The 17,392-nt window shown below is 33.9% G+C and carries 11 protein-coding genes; 4 read left to right on the forward strand and 7 right to left on the reverse strand.

What is annotated here, in order from left to right:
• Positions 1-2: 2 nt before the first annotated feature.
• From J8M14_RS13595 to J8M14_RS13610, 4 genes are all read left to right on the forward strand, one after another.
• Positions 3-1,136 carry a SusE domain-containing protein gene (locus J8M14_RS13595; protein WP_211075333.1) on the forward strand — a complete coding sequence of 378 codons (1,134 nt, stop codon included), beginning with the start codon at positions 3-5 and terminating at the stop codon, positions 1,134-1,136.
• Between the two features lie 26 nt (positions 1,137-1,162).
• Positions 1,163-2,611, forward strand: coding sequence for an alpha-amylase (locus tag J8M14_RS13600; RefSeq protein WP_211075334.1), 1,449 nt, complete (start codon positions 1,163-1,165; stop codon positions 2,609-2,611).
• A 176-nt stretch (positions 2,612-2,787) separates the two neighbouring features.
• On the forward strand, positions 2,788-4,992 hold the full coding sequence (locus J8M14_RS13605) for a peptidase domain-containing ABC transporter (RefSeq protein ID WP_211075335.1): 2,205 nt from the start codon (positions 2,788-2,790) through the stop codon (positions 4,990-4,992).
• A gap of 88 nt (positions 4,993-5,080) precedes the next feature.
• A complete protein-coding gene (locus J8M14_RS13610; RefSeq protein WP_211075342.1) occupies positions 5,081-6,373 on the forward strand; it encodes an HlyD family efflux transporter periplasmic adaptor subunit in 1,293 nt (430 codons plus the stop codon).
• 31 nt (positions 6,374-6,404) lie between these two features.
• Here the strand turns inward: J8M14_RS13610 and J8M14_RS13615 are convergent, their stop codons facing one another.
• From J8M14_RS13615 to J8M14_RS13645, 7 genes are all read right to left on the reverse strand, one after another.
• Complete coding sequence (locus J8M14_RS13615; RefSeq protein ID WP_211075349.1) at positions 6,405-8,381, reverse strand: ATP-binding protein; 1,977 nt, start codon at positions 8,379-8,381, stop codon at positions 6,405-6,407.
• A 238-nt stretch (positions 8,382-8,619) separates the two neighbouring features.
• The gene (locus J8M14_RS13620) at positions 8,620-10,461 is read right to left on the reverse strand and encodes a DUF885 domain-containing protein (protein ID WP_211075351.1); all 1,842 of its coding nucleotides are present in this window, start codon (positions 10,459-10,461) and stop codon (positions 8,620-8,622) included.
• Between the two features lie 20 nt (positions 10,462-10,481).
• Positions 10,482-12,374 (reverse strand): CocE/NonD family hydrolase, encoded by a 1,893-nt coding sequence (locus J8M14_RS13625; RefSeq protein ID WP_211075359.1) that lies wholly within the window; start codon positions 12,372-12,374, stop codon positions 10,482-10,484.
• Positions 12,375-12,528: 154 nt separating this feature from the next.
• Positions 12,529-13,311: an SDR family oxidoreductase gene (locus J8M14_RS13630; protein ID WP_211075360.1), complete on the reverse strand. Its 783-nt coding sequence runs from the start codon at positions 13,309-13,311 to the stop codon at positions 12,529-12,531.
• 48 nt (positions 13,312-13,359) lie between these two features.
• Positions 13,360-13,959, reverse strand: coding sequence for a TetR/AcrR family transcriptional regulator (locus J8M14_RS13635; protein ID WP_211075361.1), 600 nt, complete (start codon positions 13,957-13,959; stop codon positions 13,360-13,362).
• 163 nt (positions 13,960-14,122) lie between these two features.
• Positions 14,123-16,489: a spondin domain-containing protein gene (locus J8M14_RS13640; protein WP_211075362.1), complete on the reverse strand. Its 2,367-nt coding sequence runs from the start codon at positions 16,487-16,489 to the stop codon at positions 14,123-14,125.
• A gap of 201 nt (positions 16,490-16,690) precedes the next feature.
• On the reverse strand, positions 16,691-17,326 hold the full coding sequence (locus tag J8M14_RS13645; protein WP_211075363.1) for a Crp/Fnr family transcriptional regulator: 636 nt from the start codon (positions 17,324-17,326) through the stop codon (positions 16,691-16,693).
• Positions 17,327-17,392 lie beyond the last annotated feature (66 nt).

Raw genomic sequence — 17,392 nt, forward strand, 5'->3', positions numbered from 1 at the left:
TCATGAAAAAGATATCAAACTTAATTTTAGCATTTATAGCTGTAATTAGCTTTAATGCTTGTGTAGAAGACGATGAACCTACATTTATGATTGAGCCTACTCAATCTACAGGACCGGCAATTACAACTGCAAATGCAGCAGTAACATTAGATAGAGATTTAAAAGATTTCCCTGCGTATACTTTGGTATGGGATGATGCTTCTTATAATATTCTTACTCCAATAACATATACTATAGAAGCTGGAGTTGGCGGTACTGGATTTGCAACACCAAACGTTGCTGCTCAAACTAGTTCTCGTTCTTTTTCCTGGACCATTGAAGAGTTAAATAGTCTAGCAATTTCTACCGGTCTTGCGGATAATACGGAAGGTACTTTAGAACTTCGTGTGGTTTCTTCTATTGGAACTAACGGTGGGTCTTCTTTTGAGTCTAATGCTGTGGTTTTAACAGTAACTCCTTATCCAGCTGTAATACCGCAAAAAGATCTTTTCTTGGTGGGTAATGCTACTGCTCCAGGATGGGAAAATGATGGTGTTGCAGCTAGTACACACCCTAACCCTCCTCTTGTTAGAGATCCAAATAACGTTAATGAGTTTAAGTATACCGGTAGATTACTTGGAGGAAGTAATGCTTTTAAATTTTTAGAGGTTATTGGTCAATGGCAACCACAATGGGGTACTAATGATGGTAGTACCTTATCAGTAAATGATGGTTCAGGCTCTGATCCTAATCCATTTAGTGTAGGAACAGATGGTTATTATGAAATTACTGCTAACATTGAAGATAATACATTTTCTATTGTTGCTTTTGATGCTAGTTCTGCTCCAACGTATGCTACTATTGCTATTATTGGTTCTTCTAGAACAGGAGATGATACTGGATGGGGTGGTGATGATACTGATATGACAAAATCATCATTTGACGAGCATTTATGGTATATCCAGGATGTTACTTTATTTGATGGTGTTCTTAAGTTTAGACATAGTAATGACTGGCCAGGTAACTGGGGAGGAACGACTGCAATTAGTGGTGAAACGACAACTGCCGGAGATCCACCAGCAATCCCAGTAAGTGCTGGTACTTATGACATCTGGTTCAATGATTTAGATGGACGTTACATTTTTATTGTTAAATAACCAAGTGTAAATACTAAAAAATAGAGATGAAAAATATAAAAAATATATCAACCAGAGCTATCCTCCTAGGAGGGTTAGCTCTCGGTTTATACTCTTGTGTAGAAGATGATGATTCTACTACAAATACAGGAGTTGATGTTGTAATACAAAATGTAAAATTAGACCTAAATCAGTTTAGAAAAGCTGATGCTGGTGTAATGATGCAGGCCTTTTATTGGGATGTAGAACCTCGTGGTGCATGGTATGACGAAGTAAGTAGTAAAATTGATGATTGGGCTGCTTCGGGTGTCAATAGAATATGGCTTCCAGCACCAGGAAAAGGTCAATCAGGAGGCTTTTCTATGGGATATGACCCTTCAGATTATTTTGATGTAGGCGAGTTTGATCAACAAGGAAGTGTTGAAACTCGTTTCGGCTCGAGAGCTGAACTAGAAAGCTTGATTCAAAAATCTCATAGCAAAAATATTGAGGTAGTAGCTGATATTGTAATGGGTCATAATTCTGGTGGTGGTCTTCAAGAGAATCCTTTCAGACCAGGAGATACTGAAGTTTATTCTTTATTTAATGAAGATAATGGTAATGCTTCTGGTAAATTTAACCGCTCTTATGAACATTTCCACCCAAATGATATCCATGACAATGATGAGCAGGCCTTGTTTTTTGAAAAAACAGATTTATGCCATGATCAACAATATGTTCAAGATTGGTTATGGGGACGTGATGATTCTGTAGCAGAGTTTTATAAATCTTTAGGTTTTGATGGATGGCGTTTTGATTATGTAAAGAGTTTTGCTCCTAAATGGGTAACAGCTTGGAATGACAAAGTTGGAGGTTTCTCTGTAGGTGAAAATTTTGATGGTAATGAGCAAGTTCTTAAAGATTGGGTAGATGCTTCGGGATCTCCGGCTTTCGATTTTGCATGTTTCTACAGGTTAGATGAAACACTAGATAGAGCTAAAGATCTAACAGCACTAGGCGATGCTGGAAATATGCTAAGAAAGTTAGACCCTGACAATGCAGTTACTTTTACAGCTAATCATGATACAGAAAAAGATCCGAATCCTGATAATAGAATTAGCTATGCTAACAAGTTATTAGCTTATTCTTATATCCTTACACACGACGGATATCCAACTATTTTCTATAGTGATTATGAAAATGATTCTTTTAAAGGAAAATTAAAGGATTTAATTCTTATCTATAATACTATTGCTACAGGAGATGTAGAGGTTTTAGTTGCTAATGAAAATGAATATATCATGAGAAGAAATGGTACTGGCAGTAACCCAGGTCTGATTCTTTATATGAATATAAGTAGTAATACTAAGCAATATGAGGTAAGTACAAACTGGAACAATAGAAGACTGGCTGATTATGCTAATAATTCTAAAGCTACTCCAGTTACCGATGGAAGTGGAAACACTACTATCTATGCACCAGGTAAAAGTTTTACAATCTGGTCTATTGCTCAGTAGGAGTTAGCCAAAATTTGGGATGAAACCCAAATAATTCGACTACAGTTTTATCAAAAGAGTGTTTTTTAAAAAACACTCTTTTTTTGTTTCTTTATACCAAAATCTAAGGTATAGTATAATCGAAAAGAATTACTTTTCTTTGTAGAAGATCTTATTACACAAAATTAAAACTCTGAATGCCAAAATTTCCTTTTTATAAACAAGCTGAATCTAAAGATTGTGGACCTACCTGTATCAAGATTATAGCTAAGCACTATGGAAAAATTTTAAATACCCAAAAGCTAAGATCATTGAGTGAAACCACCCGAGAGGGAAGCTCACTGTTAGGACTTAGTGATGCTGTAGAAGAAATAGGATTCAGGTCTCTGGGAGTTAAACTCTCTCTCAATAAACTACAAGAAGTACCCCTACCCTGTATTGTTCACTGGAATAAAGTTCACTATGTGGTTGTATATAAGATAAAGACCTCCCGAAAAGGAGATATGACCATTTATGTATCGGATCCTGCACATGGGTTAATAACATACAATAAAGATGAATTTATTAAAGCTTGGATTGGAAACAATGCAGATGAACATACAGAAGAAGGTGTTGCCTTATTACTAGAACCTACTCCAAAGTTTTACAGTGATAATCTAGATGAAGAGGATGAAAAGTTTGGCTTTAAGTTTATTTCAAAATATGTTTTTAAATACAAAGCATTTCTTTTTCAATTAATCCTTGGTCTTGCAGCAGGTAGTTTATTACAACTTATTACTCCTTTCTTAACACAGAGCATTGTAGATGTAGGGATCGAGAATCAAGATATTGACTTTGTATATCTGGTATTGATCGCTATGCTTTCACTATTTATTGGTCGAACACTGATTGATGTTTTAAGAAGTTGGATATTACTTCATCTCAGTACTAGAATTAATATTTCGCTTATTTCTGACTTTTTCATCAAATTAATGAATTTACCTATCTCCTACTTTGATGTGAAAATGACAGGAGATTTATTACAACGTATTAATGACCATAAACGTATAGAACAGATATTAACAATGTCTTCATTGAACACGCTATTTTCTATGGTTAATTTAATAGTCTATAGCTTTGTTCTAATATATTATAGTGTTCCAATTTTTACAATTTTTGCCATAGGAAGTGTTTTCTACTTTGCGTGGATACTTGTCTTTTTCAAAAAGAGAAAGAAACTAGATTACAAAAGGTTTTCTCAGATTAGCGAGGAGCAAAGTAAAGTAATTGAATTGGTAAATGGCATGCAGGAAATAAAACTCCATAATGCCGAAAAAAGAAAGCGATGGAATTGGGAATTTGTTCAGGCCAAGCTTTTCAAAATATCAATTGAAAATCTGGCTCTTGAACAATATCAAAGTGTAGGATCTTCATTCATTAATGAATTAAAAAATATTCTTATCACCGTATTATCCGCCAAACTGGTTATCGATGGCGATATTACCTTAGGTATGATGCTAGCAATTACAGCTATTGTTGGTCAATTGAATGCTCCAATCACACAGCTTATTAATTTCTTAAGAGAGTTACAAGATGCACAGATTTCACTAGAACGTTTAGGTGAGATTCATAATAAAGAAGATGAAGAACATCCTGGTGATGAAAAGATTAGAGAAATTCCTGAAAACTCAGGTTTTATGATAAAAGGGCTTAATTTTAGATATGTAGGATCCGACAAACCGGTTTTAGAAAATTTGGATCTTAACATCCCTGCAAATAAAATTACAGCAGTAGTTGGAGTGAGTGGTAGTGGAAAAACTACGTTAATGAAACTCTTACTGAAATTTTATGAACCTGAAAATGGGCAGATATTTATTGGTACACATGATTTACAAAATGTATCCCAAAAAGCGTGGAGAGATCAATTTGGGGTAGTGATGCAGGAAGGATATATATTCAATGATACTATAGCCAATAATATTGCCGTAGGAGAAGATTATGTAGACAAGAATAAACTAGCTCACGCTGTTGAAGTTGCAAATATTAAAGAATTTATTGAGTCTTTACCACTATCCTATAATACAAAAATTGGTATGGAAGGTGTAGGACTAAGCACAGGACAGAAACAACGCTTGTTTATCGCTAGGGCTGTGTATAAAAACCCTAAGTTCTTATTCTTTGATGAAGCCACTTCTGCCTTGGATGCTAATAATGAAAAGAAGATCATGGAGAATCTGGACATGTTCTTTAAGGATAAAACGGTAATGGTTATAGCTCATCGACTAAGTACAGTAAAAAATGCTCATCAAATTGTAGTATTAGATCAAGGAGAAATTGTAGAAGTTGGAAATCATCAAGAATTAGTTGAAAAGAAAGGAAACTATTTTAACTTAGTTAAAAACCAACTTGAATTAGGAAAGTAATAACAAAATACGATTTTAGAAGTACGATCTAAGGATTTTATTGATAATAGAATATCGTAAATCAAAAATCTCAATTCGTAATAAAAATATGCCGGATAATTTAGACGATATACAATTAAGAAGTGAAGAGGTCCAAGAAATATTAACTCGTGTACCACACTGGATGATTCGCTGGGGGAATGTGCTAATATTAGTTTTAGTATTAATGTTGCTATTTCTTTCCTGGTTAGTCAAGTATCCGGATGTTATCCCCGCAGAAGCTATGATCACTACACAAATCCCTCCTCAAAAAGAGTATGCCAGAGTTAGCGGAAAAATAGAGTCTATACTTGTTGAAGATGGACAAATAGTATCCAAAGCAACACCTCTGGCTATATTAGAAAACAATGCTAACTATCTTGATGTTTTTTCTCTTAAATCAATTATAGATACTATTCCTGTAAATAGCAAGTCTTTTAGTTTTCCTATTGAAAAGATTCCTTTATTATTTTTAGGAGATATTGAGACCGATTATGCCTTATTCGAAAATAGTTATTCAGAGTATCTCTTAAATAAAGAGTTAAAACCTTTTTTTAATGAAGCTATTGCCAATGAAGTATCTATTTCTGAATTAAATCGCAGATATCAAACCGCAAAGGCACAAAAGAACCTAAGAAGTACAGAACTAAAGATCAAAAAGAAAGATTTTGAGCGTCATAAGATACTTTATGAAAAAGGAAGTATTTCTCAGCAAGAATTTGACAACAAAGAACTAGAGTATTTACAGGCCAAAAGTAGTTATGAAAATAATAATGTTACCCTTTCTCAGATAAAAGAAAACATTAGTAATGCAACAAAAACATCTAGAGGAACTGAAATCAATAAACAAAAAGAAGATATAAATCTTCGCAAAAGAGTACTTCAGTCATTTGATCAGCTTAAGAAAAGCATCAAAGATTGGGAGCTACAATACGTGCTGAAATCCGATATGGAAGGTCGCGTTTCTTTTTTGAACTATAGAACCAAAAACCAATCAGTAACTGCAGGTGACGTAGTTTTTGTAATCATACCTGTAGAAGAGTCTTCTTATATTGCTAGAATCAAGGCTCCTTCTCAAAACTCAGGAAAAATTAAAATTGGTCAAACAGCTAACATAAAACTAGAGAATTTTCCGGATAATGAGTTCGGAACATTAAAAGGTGTTGTAAAACACATTTCCCTTTTTCCGGATAAAGATGGATTATATTTAATTGATGTCGCTTTACCTGAAAAGTTAATTACCTCTTACAACAAAGAAATCCCTTTTAAGCAAGAAATGAGAGGTATGGTAGAAATTATTACTGAAGACCTTCGTCTTATAGAACGCTTCTTCTATCAGTTTAGAACACTAATGGACAAATAAGAAAGCTACTGTTTAGACTTTTTTTAAGAACTCATGCAGCCTTGGGCAAGAAAACACAAAATGTACTTCCTTCTCCAGGCTTGCTTTCTACTTGTATTTTACCTTTATTTAGTTCCACTAATTCCTTACATATCCTAAGACCTAGACCGGTTCCTGTTTCATTTTGTGTACCATCAGTTGTAAAGGTTTCTTCTGCAAAAAGTTTATCCAAGTGGTTAGGATCGATCCCAACGCCTGTATCTCTAAAACATATTTCGTAACCATCATCTCTTTCATTAGATTCCAGCGCAATACTATCACCAGGATTACAAAATTTTATTGCATTGGCAATTAAATTCTGTGCAACGATACCAAACATTGCTTTGTCTGCATAAATATTAGTTGGATTCAATTCATTAATTAATCGTATGTTTTTTTGAATTGCCTTGGTTTCAAAAAAGGTGAATTTATCAGAAATCACTTCATTAATATCAAAACTTGTAGGTTTTGCATTCAGTTCTTTTAATTGAGATTTTGACCAATTTAATAGGTTATTTAATAAAATAGACGTCTGATGTGTTCTGTTTGCTAATAACGGAATAATCTCTCTAAATTCTTCTTCAGACAATGCATTCTCTTTAAGGAGATTAAGACTACTATCCAATCCATGAATCTCATTTTTTAAGTCGTGCGAAATAATTGAAAACAGCTTGTTTTTGATTTGGTTGGATTCGTTCAATTGTTTTATTAGTCTTTTACGCTCATTTCTTGTTCTTATGATTAAAACTAAAAAAGTCAATATCACCAGAATAACTCCTAGTGCTGTATAGGTAATAACTCGATATCTAAGCAGTTTAGCTTCTGTTTCTTGTTCTCTCTTTTCTTGTTCATCTATTAACCTCAAGTGCTCCAATTCTGCTTTATATCGTGCTTCTGCTCTTTCAATCTTTTTTGCAGATGCTTCCGATTTTCTTTGGTCAGAAAGTTTTTGGTATTCCTTTTGCCAGGTTAAAGCACCTAGAAGATTTCCACGAGCAGAGTCTAATTTAAAAGAAAATTGATAATTTTTTAATAATAAAGGTGTCGCTTGCAAGCTAGAAAACTTTTCTCTTGTAATTTTTAGTAATTCTTCTGCTTTTTTATAATTTTTTGATTCAATAGCAATTAGTCCTAGCTGTTGTTTAGCATTAACAGATAAGATTTCGAAATTAGTTTGACTCGCCACACATAAAGTGGTGTCATAGTATTTCTTAGCTTTTTCGTAATTCTTATTATACAAAGCAACCTTGGCCATAATGCTATAGGATTGAGCAGTATTTCTAAGGTTATTCTCTTTTCTGTTTATTTCTATAGATTCTAATAATAAATCATGTGCTTTTTTAGATTTGTTGTTTTCAATATATAATAAAGCCAAATTATTCATAGTAACTCCTGTTCCTGTGGCTCCTAATTGTTTTTTAAGTGTTATAGATTTTTGGTAATATTCCTCTGCAGATTCTATTTTATTCAACCCTGCATAAATCATTGCTAAATTATTGTACATACCAGACACTGCTAAGCTGTCATTTAATCTTTCATAGTACATTTTAGCCTCTAAAAGATGATCAGCACTTTTTTCTAAATTTCCTTTGCTTTCTTCAATAATAAATCGATCATTGTTCAACATTGCTAAACCTCTAAGCTCATTTATGTCTTTATAATACTTTTCTGCTATTTCATAATTTTTTTCTGCTTCAACAATTCTATTAGTACGATTGAGTATTCTACCCTTTTGTAAATAAACATCACCCAGCCCTCTTTGATAATTCAACTTATCGCCTGACTCAATAAGATTGTTTACCAATTTTTCTGCTCTATCGTATTGATTTTCTACAACTAATTCTTGTAAATGATTTATAGCTTTGTTAAAAGTCAAAGTATCTTTTATGGTACTGTTATGTAGAAAATAATTATCAGAAAAATTATCTTGTGAGAAAACCAGGAAACCGGAAAACATCAATACCAATACTGTCAAAAAATTCCATTTCATACTCTTTGTTTTTGGGGCGTTAATCAGTCAAAAAACTAATTTAATCCTCAAAATACTTATTTTTTTTAAATTTAAACAAATTTAGTAATATTATTCTTACAAATATTTTACGGTTTTACCGTAAAAACATGTTAATACAAGTAAAAACCTCTTCAAATTGATTTTTGAAGAGGTTTTCATACTAAGAAGTTAACCTTAAAGTTATTAAGGTTTATGATGTATATTGTAAGTTTTGATTTTATTTAGAAGTTACCCAAGCATCAACTAATTCTTCTAAGACATTAAGCGGTACAGCTCCATTAGTTAATACTACGTCATGAAATTCTCTAATATCAAATTTATCGCCGAGCTTTTTCCTGGCATTTTCTCGTAATTCCAAAATTTTATTCATCCCGATCTTATAAGCAGTTGCCTGACTTGGCATTACAATATGTCGTTCTACCATTTTCACTGCATCACTTTCTGCGTTTGGGGTATTGTCTGTATAATATTTGATACCTTCTTCTCTAGTCCATTTTTTAGCATGAATTCCTGTATCTACTACTAATCTACAAGCTCTCCATAATTCCATAGCTAACCTACCAAAGTCAGAATACGGGTCACTATACATTCCAATTTCTTTTGGTAATAATTCATTATACAAACCCCATCCTTCTACATAGGCAGTATAACCGCCAAATTTTCTGAATTTTGGAATATCCTGTAACTCCTGAGCAATAGAAATCTGCATATGATGCCCTGGTATACCTTCATGATATGCCAAAGCCTCCATTTGATACTTTGGCATAGCTTCCATATCATATAAGTTAGCATAATATGTTCCTGGTCTTGATCCGTCAGGAGTACCTCTTTGATAAAAAGCTTTTCCTGCACTTTTTTCTCTAAAAGCCTCTACAGCTTTTACATCAATATCAGCTTTTGGTTTAGTAATAAATAACTCATCCATTCTGGATTTCATAGTATTAATTAACCCTACGGCTTGTTCCAGATATGCTTTTTTACCGGCTTCATTATTAGCGAAATAGAATTGCTTATCTTCTTTCATATACTTAAAGAAATCTTGTAAAGTTCCTTCGTACTTCACTTGTTTCATGATATCCCTCATTTCCTTATGTATGCGCTCTACTTCTTTTAAACCAAGCTCATGAATCTGATCTGCAGTCATATCAGTTGTAGTAGTTCGTTTAAGTGCATTATTGTAAAAAGCTTCTCCCTTTGGAAACTTCCATGCACCATCATCTGTAGTAGCTCTTTGTTGTTGATCTTCCAACAAGGATATCAAATTTTCAAAAGCAGGTTTTACCCCTAGCACCATAGCCTTTTCTGCATCAAGAATTAATTGGTCTTTTTCTTCTTCAGAGAGTTGAATTTTCTCTAGTTTTCCCTTAAAATCAGCCAACAAAGTACTTACTTCATTAGATCTTTCATAAGGCCTTCCTTTTATAATATTACGGCTATCGTCAAGAACTTTTGCAAAAACAAACTTAGGAGGAAGGATTCCATTCTTTTCTCTCATCTTCATATTATCAATGGCCTGAGCAAACATTTCATCCATACCGTCTAATCTAGAGATATAAGCTTCTGCATCGCTTTTATCCTCTATTCTATGCATATTGATCAAAAAAGCGGGGATTTCCGCTTGTAATCCGTGCATTTGATTTACTGGATAGTTGTAGAATCGATATTGAAAATCTTCTATTTCATTTTCCAGATCTTGTTTCATTAATTTATAACTCAATACTGTAGCTTCATTTAGCTTTGAGACATCAACGGAATCTTTTAGATATCCTAAACGTTTTTTAGCTTTCTCTAAGTCTTCTGCTTCTTTTTTAGAAGATATATCATCCCACTTACCATAATCTTTTGTTTTAACACCCAAATAGGTTTGCATCATTGGTGATTCAGACACTTCTTCCTGAAATTGTGCCTCAAACCAATCATTTAGTTTTTTGGAATGTTCCTCAATCACTTCTTCTACAGAAGCAACATCGTTTTTTTCCGGTTCTTTACTTTCTTGCTTACAACTATTTAACACAAAAAACGAAGAAAGAAATAACACACTGATTTTTGATTTGTTCATGGTGATTATATTAGGGTTAGTTATTTTAGTACAGAAACTTCTATTGCAGAATCATGATATACTTTATGTGTCTGTTTCGTAAAATCAGAAGCCTCAGCCTTAAAAATATTAGGCACATAAGTCTGTGGATTTAAGTCTATCAAAGGAAACCAAGTACTCTGTACCTGAATATGAATTTTATGTCCTTTCTTAAAGGTATGATGAACATCTTGAAGTTTTATATTCACATCCGTTTTTTGGTTAGCTATAAAAGGCTCTGGGTTACTGAAACTATTTCTAAAACGCCCTCTCATCACCTCACTGCGTACCATCATATGATAATTAGCCATTTTAAGGTATTTCTGAGTCTCTTCTGTGTCTTCAATATCATTAGGATACACATCTATTAGTTTAACCGCCCAATCAGCATCCGTTCCTGTGGTAGCAACTTTTAGTTTTGCCAATATTTCTCCGGATAATGTAACATCTTCGGTTAATACCGGAGTTTCAAAAACCAAAACATCAGGGCGACGGGCAGCAAATCGCTGATCATCTGTCATATATTTTCTTGGAGTGAATACCATTTTGATATCTTCTGAGTACGGAACCGGTTTTTTAGGGTCACTAATAAATTCTGAAGTTCCGGTTCCTGCTTTTTCAGATAATTCTTCATTAGCAGATAAATAGAATGTTTTTTTCTGAATATTCTTTGGAGGCCAATTTTCATAAGAATTCCACTCTTTTTTACCCGTATCAAAAATCTGAATTTCTGGTAATCCAGTTTCGTCTCCTTCTCCTTTTAAGAAATGATTAAAAAATTTGGTTTCTACGTTCTTCTGAAAGTTCAAAGAAATATCATCTCCAAAATATACATTTCCAATTGCTTGACGCTTCTTAGTACGTGCCCAATCTCCATGACTCCAGGGGCCAAAAACCATAATATTATAATTATTGCTTTTATTTTCTATATTTTCATACGTTTCGAATGGGCCATATAAATCCTCTGCATCAAACAACCCTCCGACAGTCATCACGGCGGGTTTGATATCTTTTAGATGTTGAATAATTCCTCTACTCTGCCAAAATTCATCATAATTAGGGTGCTCCTTAAGCTGCGTCCAGAACACATTATCCTCTTTATAATATTGGTCCAAATTACTTAAAGGCCCCACATCCAAAAAGAATTGGTATTGATCCTTACTCCCCAATTCAGGAAAAGTATACCAACTTTCAGAAACGGGTTCTGTCTTTTCATAACCAAAAACGGCTGTTGCTCTCCAATAACTTAACAAATATGCTCCGTTATGATGAAAATCATCAAAAAAGAAATCTCCAATACAAGCTTGTGGCGAAACTGCTTTTAACGCCGGATGTGAATCCAATAGTGAATATGTAGCATAAAAACCAGGATATGAAATCCCCCACACTCCAACATTTCCATTATTATTCTCCACATTTTTAACTAACCAATCAATAGTATCATAGGTATCACTAGCTTCATCAAATTGTTTTTCTGTCTTATTAGGAATATAAGCTCTCATATTATCATATACACCTTCACTCATCCATCGACCACGAACATCTTGATAAACTATAATATTACCTTCTTTCATTAAAAATTCATTCGGACCAATTTTTGATCGAAACTGATTTACTCCATAGGGTCTTGAACTATAAGGGGTACGATTCATTAATATGGGATATTTCTTTGAAGTATCTTTTGGTGAATAGATAGTAGTATGAAGCTTTGTTCCATCCCGCATTACAATATCTACTTCTTGTTTATTATAATATTCTTTTACATCATAAGAATCTTCTACAATAGTTTCTTTTGTTTCTTTTTTAGTTTCTAGTTCAGTAGTTTTTTTTGTACAAGAAAAAACAAAAAGAGTAAGGAATGAAAAAGACAACAATAGTATTCTGATTGATCGCATTGGTTTGAATTTAGTTTGTGCTGAAGATAAAAAATTGGATTCTCGAGTATTATAGTTTTAAGGAGATTTTAACAACTCAAAACATAGGTAAAAAGAAACCTGTCCGGTTCTTTATAACCGACAGGTTTTCTACAAAATCAAAAAACAAATCTAATTAATTAGCCTTATCCTGAACACTTCTGGTAATCTTAGTAACCATATTTCTTGGCATAAAACGAACAGAGTTTGCTAATATCCTATTCATAACTCCATGAATGGCAACAGTTTTTCCTTTCATCATGGCTTTATAACCGTATTGTGCTACTTCTGCTGATGGCGGCAGTTTTTTCCCTTTTACCAGTTTACTCTCCTCCATCTCAGCAACAGATTGAAAACCACTTTCAGTAGCTCCCGGGCATAATGCTGTAACCGTAATTCCTTTGCCTTTTACCTCATTGGCTATGGCCTCAGAAAAATGTAATACAAAAGCTTTGGTTGCATAGTATACTGCCATCGTCGGTCCAGGTTGAAAAGCTGCAGTAGAAGCTACGTTCATTATCCTACCACTATTACGTTTAACCATTTCTTTTAGGTATAGTTTGGTGAATTGTGTAAGAGCAGTAATATTAAGCTCAATCATTTTATGTTCCTTCTCCCAATTGGTCTCGGAGAACATTCCGAAGTCTCCAAAACCGGCATTATTAATCAAATAATCAACCGGTATTGCTTTATGAATCGTTTCATCAAAAACTTCCTGAGCAGCGTTGGGTAATGAAAGATCTTTAGCTATTACCAACACATTTATGTTATGCTTGCTTTCTAATTCTACCTTCAATTCTTCAAGCTTAACTTGATTCCTGGCTACCAAAACCAGGTTATCACCTTTGGCAGCGTGTACTTTAGCTAATTCTAGTCCAATACCACTAGACGCTCCTGTAATTAATGCTGTTTTTCTCATTTCAAAATTATTTTAGTGAATTTTTATTCATTTAAAAGTTAAAAAAAATTATTTCCTAATACTATTCCATGCCATGGTAAAGCAAGTATGCATATCATTTTTCTGAAGTTCTATAGCTCCCTTTACAACCATTTTTACAATTTCATGAATTGAACCTTGTAAGTATGCCTTAAGAATCTCCATATCTACATCCTTTATTACTCCTTGTTTTTGTCCATCAATAAGAAACTGATTCAATGCTTCAAAATAAGATTCCGTAACAGAAATATTAACTTCAGAAATAAATCCGCTATAGATAAATTGCTCCACAAACATCATCTTTTCCGGATGTTTCAAACAATATCCAAAATACCCATACCACATTGCTTTAAAGGTATCGTAGAAAGTATCTTTGAGGTATTCAGGGTTGATAATAGCTCGCGAAATCTCTTTTTTAGTATTCACGTATACGTCATTGATCAATTCTTCTTTACTTTTATAGTATACGTACAATGTACCTGTTGCAACACCAGATTTCTTAGCTACCTCAGCCATTTTTAAACCAGAAAAACCAGTTTTGGTAATTAGTTCTATGGTAGCTTTATGAATAGCTTCTACTTTATTTTGATCTTTTAATTTTGGCATTATTCTAAAATTCCATACAAACATAAGTGAATTTTTATTCAATTAAGAATAAATGAATATTTATTCACTATAAACTTATAAATATCATTTATAAATAACAAAAAAGCCCTTGACCTGTGGTCAAAGGCTTACATCTATCACTTATAAAATCTATATCATTATAGAAAAATAGCTATTAAGTTAGGTATTATCTTGGTTGAATATCAACTTCTATTAGATTATACCCTCCTCTTGGATCTCCAAACCAAGTGACTCCCGGAGTACTATTGATTACTCCCTTTCCGAATTGTACATCATCTAGAGCTCCTACTCGTCTAATAGTAGTATTTGCATCTGCTACGCCTGAGTTAGGACCGCTTTGATTCATCACCTGATCAGGTCCAAATCCTACTGGTTGATCTTCTTCTGTTCCTGCATCATATAGATACGTATTGGAACTAGTTCCAACTCCTGAGAATGGAGTTCCATCTGCATTAAACAATGTCAAACCAACATTATTGTTACTAATGAACCAATCATTAGATTTGACAAACATGGTTCCAAAACCTAATTTATAATCTTGCCCTTGTGGTACTTCAATAATAAATGTAAATGATCCTCCCGGTCCAATAGGTCCATCCTCTGCTGGAAGTGCAACAGGAATACCAAAATCTTTTAAGTAATTATAAGCCACCATTCTATTTCCATCTTCAGCTATCTCTTCTAACCCACTAGAGGTTTTAGCTGTATCACCTTGTGTAAACCAAGGGTCTCTTTCTGTATTAAAAGCGTAGATTAATGCAGGTGAAAAAGGTGTTAATGAGGAAGATAATCTAAGTGGTGTTCCTTGAGAACCCGTTTCTGTAAACCATTCATACAATACACCTGGCATACCGTCTTCTGCTATTCTTTCTAGCCCTACCCCTCTATCTTCGTCTCCAAGGGTAAATAAAGGCTCAGGTTGAGCGTGTAATACTACTATTCCAGGGGTGACTACAAACCCATTATCCTGACTAGGTGCTATTCCCGAATCCGGCGCATTGATTGCTGTAATAGTTAAGGTAAATGTACCTGCAGAATTACCGTCTCCATTTGTATAATTAAGTATTGCTGTAATATAAATATCTCCAGTACCGCGACCAGGTACTAAACGAACGGATGAGTTTGGATCTGCGGGACCAACATCAGTTCCTGCAGGGGGAAAAGTACTAGGGTCTCCGTCAGCTTCTGTTCCCAAATCGTACAGAGAAAGTTGATCTGCAATATCAACACCATTTAATGCCTGTCCGTTTGGAAATAAATCTATTCCGCTTAGATTGGTTGGAGCCAAAAACCAATCATTACTATTCCCCATCATAGTAACGGGTGTAAATTTAGTTCCAGGAACAGCTTTAAATGATAATTGATATTGTGCTCCATTTACACCTAAAGGTCCTGGGCTTGATGCTCCTACGGGAGTTGTAAATGTATGTACATTCAAATAGTTTACTGTATTTGTAATTGTAACAGAAAAGGTGGTAGTGTTAATTGTTGTTGCGTTACCTATCCCGAAAGTAGGGTTAATAGCCTCTGTCCAATCTGAAGAAGCATCACCCTCACCATCATATGCGATACTATAGCTAGCTAATCTTACTCCAGGAACAAAATCTCCAGAGCTCCATATACCAGCTGCTACAGCTACATTTTCACGTGCACTTCCTCCAGCTCCCCATTGTACGAAATCCATGATAGCATCTGCACTGGTAAAAGAATTGTTAGTATATAATCCTAATCCTTCGCTATCACTTAATTGATCCCAGTTGAATACAACAAATTCTCCTGGATCTAAATTAGTATCTCCATTGATAATAGTAGCATTCTGGATCTGAACATATTGACCAGGCCCTAAACATAACCAATAAGAAGCTATATCGACAGCAACGGTTCCATTATTCCATAATTCGATTAGCTTATCTTCACCATAATTTACTTCATTAATTACTATGGAACGTACATCATTATTAGGCATAGTAAGGATATTTTCTGCACCAAAGGTCACAGTGGTTGTTTCTGACCAGTTTTCTACTCCATTACCTTCTCCATCAAATATGATACTATTATCCGCACTACTCACCACTGGTATAAAATCACCTGCTGTCCATAATCCTGCGGTGACGGCCACATCTTCTCGGGCGCTGGCTCCCGAACCGTATTGCAAAAAATCTACAATAGCATTAGCGTCTGTAAATGCATTACTGGAGTATAATCCTAAGCCACCTTCGGTATCTGGAAGATTATAGGACAATACAAGGTATTCCCCACCTGGAATAACTATATTTCCGCTTTCGGGTGTTAGATCACCTATTCTTTGATATGTTCCCGGACCCAAGCATAACCAATAATCGCTTAAATCAGCTTCTTGATTTCCTCGATTAAAAATCTCTATGAGATCAGTTCCTTGAAATTTAATTTCATTAAAGACTACATTGTTCACCACCGGATCTGGTCCATTAGGTAGGATTACTAAATCGTCATCGTCGCTACACGCGGCAAAAACCAATAAACTAATAATTAGATAAATGTTAATTTTTTTCATGATACATACTTTTATTTGTTCATCTTATTTGACACAAATGTATCACGTGATCTATCCAATAAACGGTGACTTTTGTCACCAAAAAACGTTAAATAAATGTTATTTAAATAATTGATTTTCAGTATTTTAATTAAATAAAACACAACAAACCCGAGCACAAATCAAGCACTCGAGTTATACTGGTAAAGTTGACTATTTTTGTTAAGCTACACTAAGCTGAATATGTCTTTTATGCTGAATTAGCATTCCTGATTTCTGAAGCTTTTTGATTATTCTAGTAATTACTTCTCTAGAAGTTCCTAAATCAGAAGCTATTTGTTTATGCGATACTTCTATTTGGTTTTTGCTTGTCAACTTTGCCTTCTGCAAAAGATATTCTTTTAATCTATCCTCTATTTTATAACAAACAATTTGCTTTGTTGTATTTAATAGATCTTCATAATTACGCTGAAAATCTTTTAAGACTATCTTAGAAAATGAAGGGTATTTTACAAACCACTCTTTGACTTTGTTAACTGGTAAACATAAAACGGTAGTATCCTTCTCCGTTTTAGCCGAGAATCGAACTGCTTCCTGATCAAACAAATGATTAAAACTAAGAATACAACATTGATTAGGATGTATATAATATAGTAAGAATTCTAACTCATCTTCTTCTGCATACATTTTAATTAATCCATCCAAAATAATTGGCAAAAAACTAAGATAACTTCCTTGTTTTACTACATACTGACCTTTTGGGATATTCTTAAGTTCTCCAAACAACAAGAAATCATCCTTTAATTCTTTTTCTATAAACGGAAAGCACTTAGAAAGTTCAATACTGTCGATTGTCATTTTTCAACTTATTTGAGTTAGTAATAATAAAGTCGAAAAATTATCTTGTACTTACAGCAGCTTTAT

Origin of the sequence: Aquimarina sp. MMG016, from assembly GCF_018100805.1 — a bacterium.
In the GTDB taxonomy this organism is placed as follows: Bacteria; Bacteroidota; Bacteroidia; order Flavobacteriales; family Flavobacteriaceae; genus Aquimarina.

Coding starts and splice junctions, on each gene's coding strand:
- J8M14_RS13635 (WP_211075361.1), bottom strand. CDS start 13,959: ATGTTTGTATGGAATTTTAGAATAATGCCAAAATTAAAAGATCAAAAT.
- J8M14_RS13600 (WP_211075334.1), top strand. CDS start 1,163: ATGAAAAATATAAAAAATATATCAACCAGAGCTATCCTCCTAGGAGGG.
- J8M14_RS13630 (WP_211075360.1), bottom strand. CDS start 13,311: ATGAGAAAAACAGCATTAATTACAGGAGCGTCTAGTGGTATTGGACTA.
- J8M14_RS13620 (WP_211075351.1), bottom strand. CDS start 10,461: ATGAACAAATCAAAAATCAGTGTGTTATTTCTTTCTTCGTTTTTTGTG.
- J8M14_RS13605 (WP_211075335.1), top strand. CDS start 2,788: ATGCCAAAATTTCCTTTTTATAAACAAGCTGAATCTAAAGATTGTGGA.
- J8M14_RS13610 (WP_211075342.1), top strand. CDS start 5,081: ATGCCGGATAATTTAGACGATATACAATTAAGAAGTGAAGAGGTCCAA.
- J8M14_RS13645 (WP_211075363.1), bottom strand. CDS start 17,326: ATGACAATCGACAGTATTGAACTTTCTAAGTGCTTTCCGTTTATAGAA.
- J8M14_RS13640 (WP_211075362.1), bottom strand. CDS start 16,489: ATGAAAAAAATTAACATTTATCTAATTATTAGTTTATTGGTTTTTGCC.
- J8M14_RS13615 (WP_211075349.1), bottom strand. CDS start 8,381: ATGAAATGGAATTTTTTGACAGTATTGGTATTGATGTTTTCCGGTTTC.
- J8M14_RS13595 (WP_211075333.1), top strand. CDS start 3: ATGAAAAAGATATCAAACTTAATTTTAGCATTTATAGCTGTAATTAGC.
- J8M14_RS13625 (WP_211075359.1), bottom strand. CDS start 12,374: ATGCGATCAATCAGAATACTATTGTTGTCTTTTTCATTCCTTACTCTT.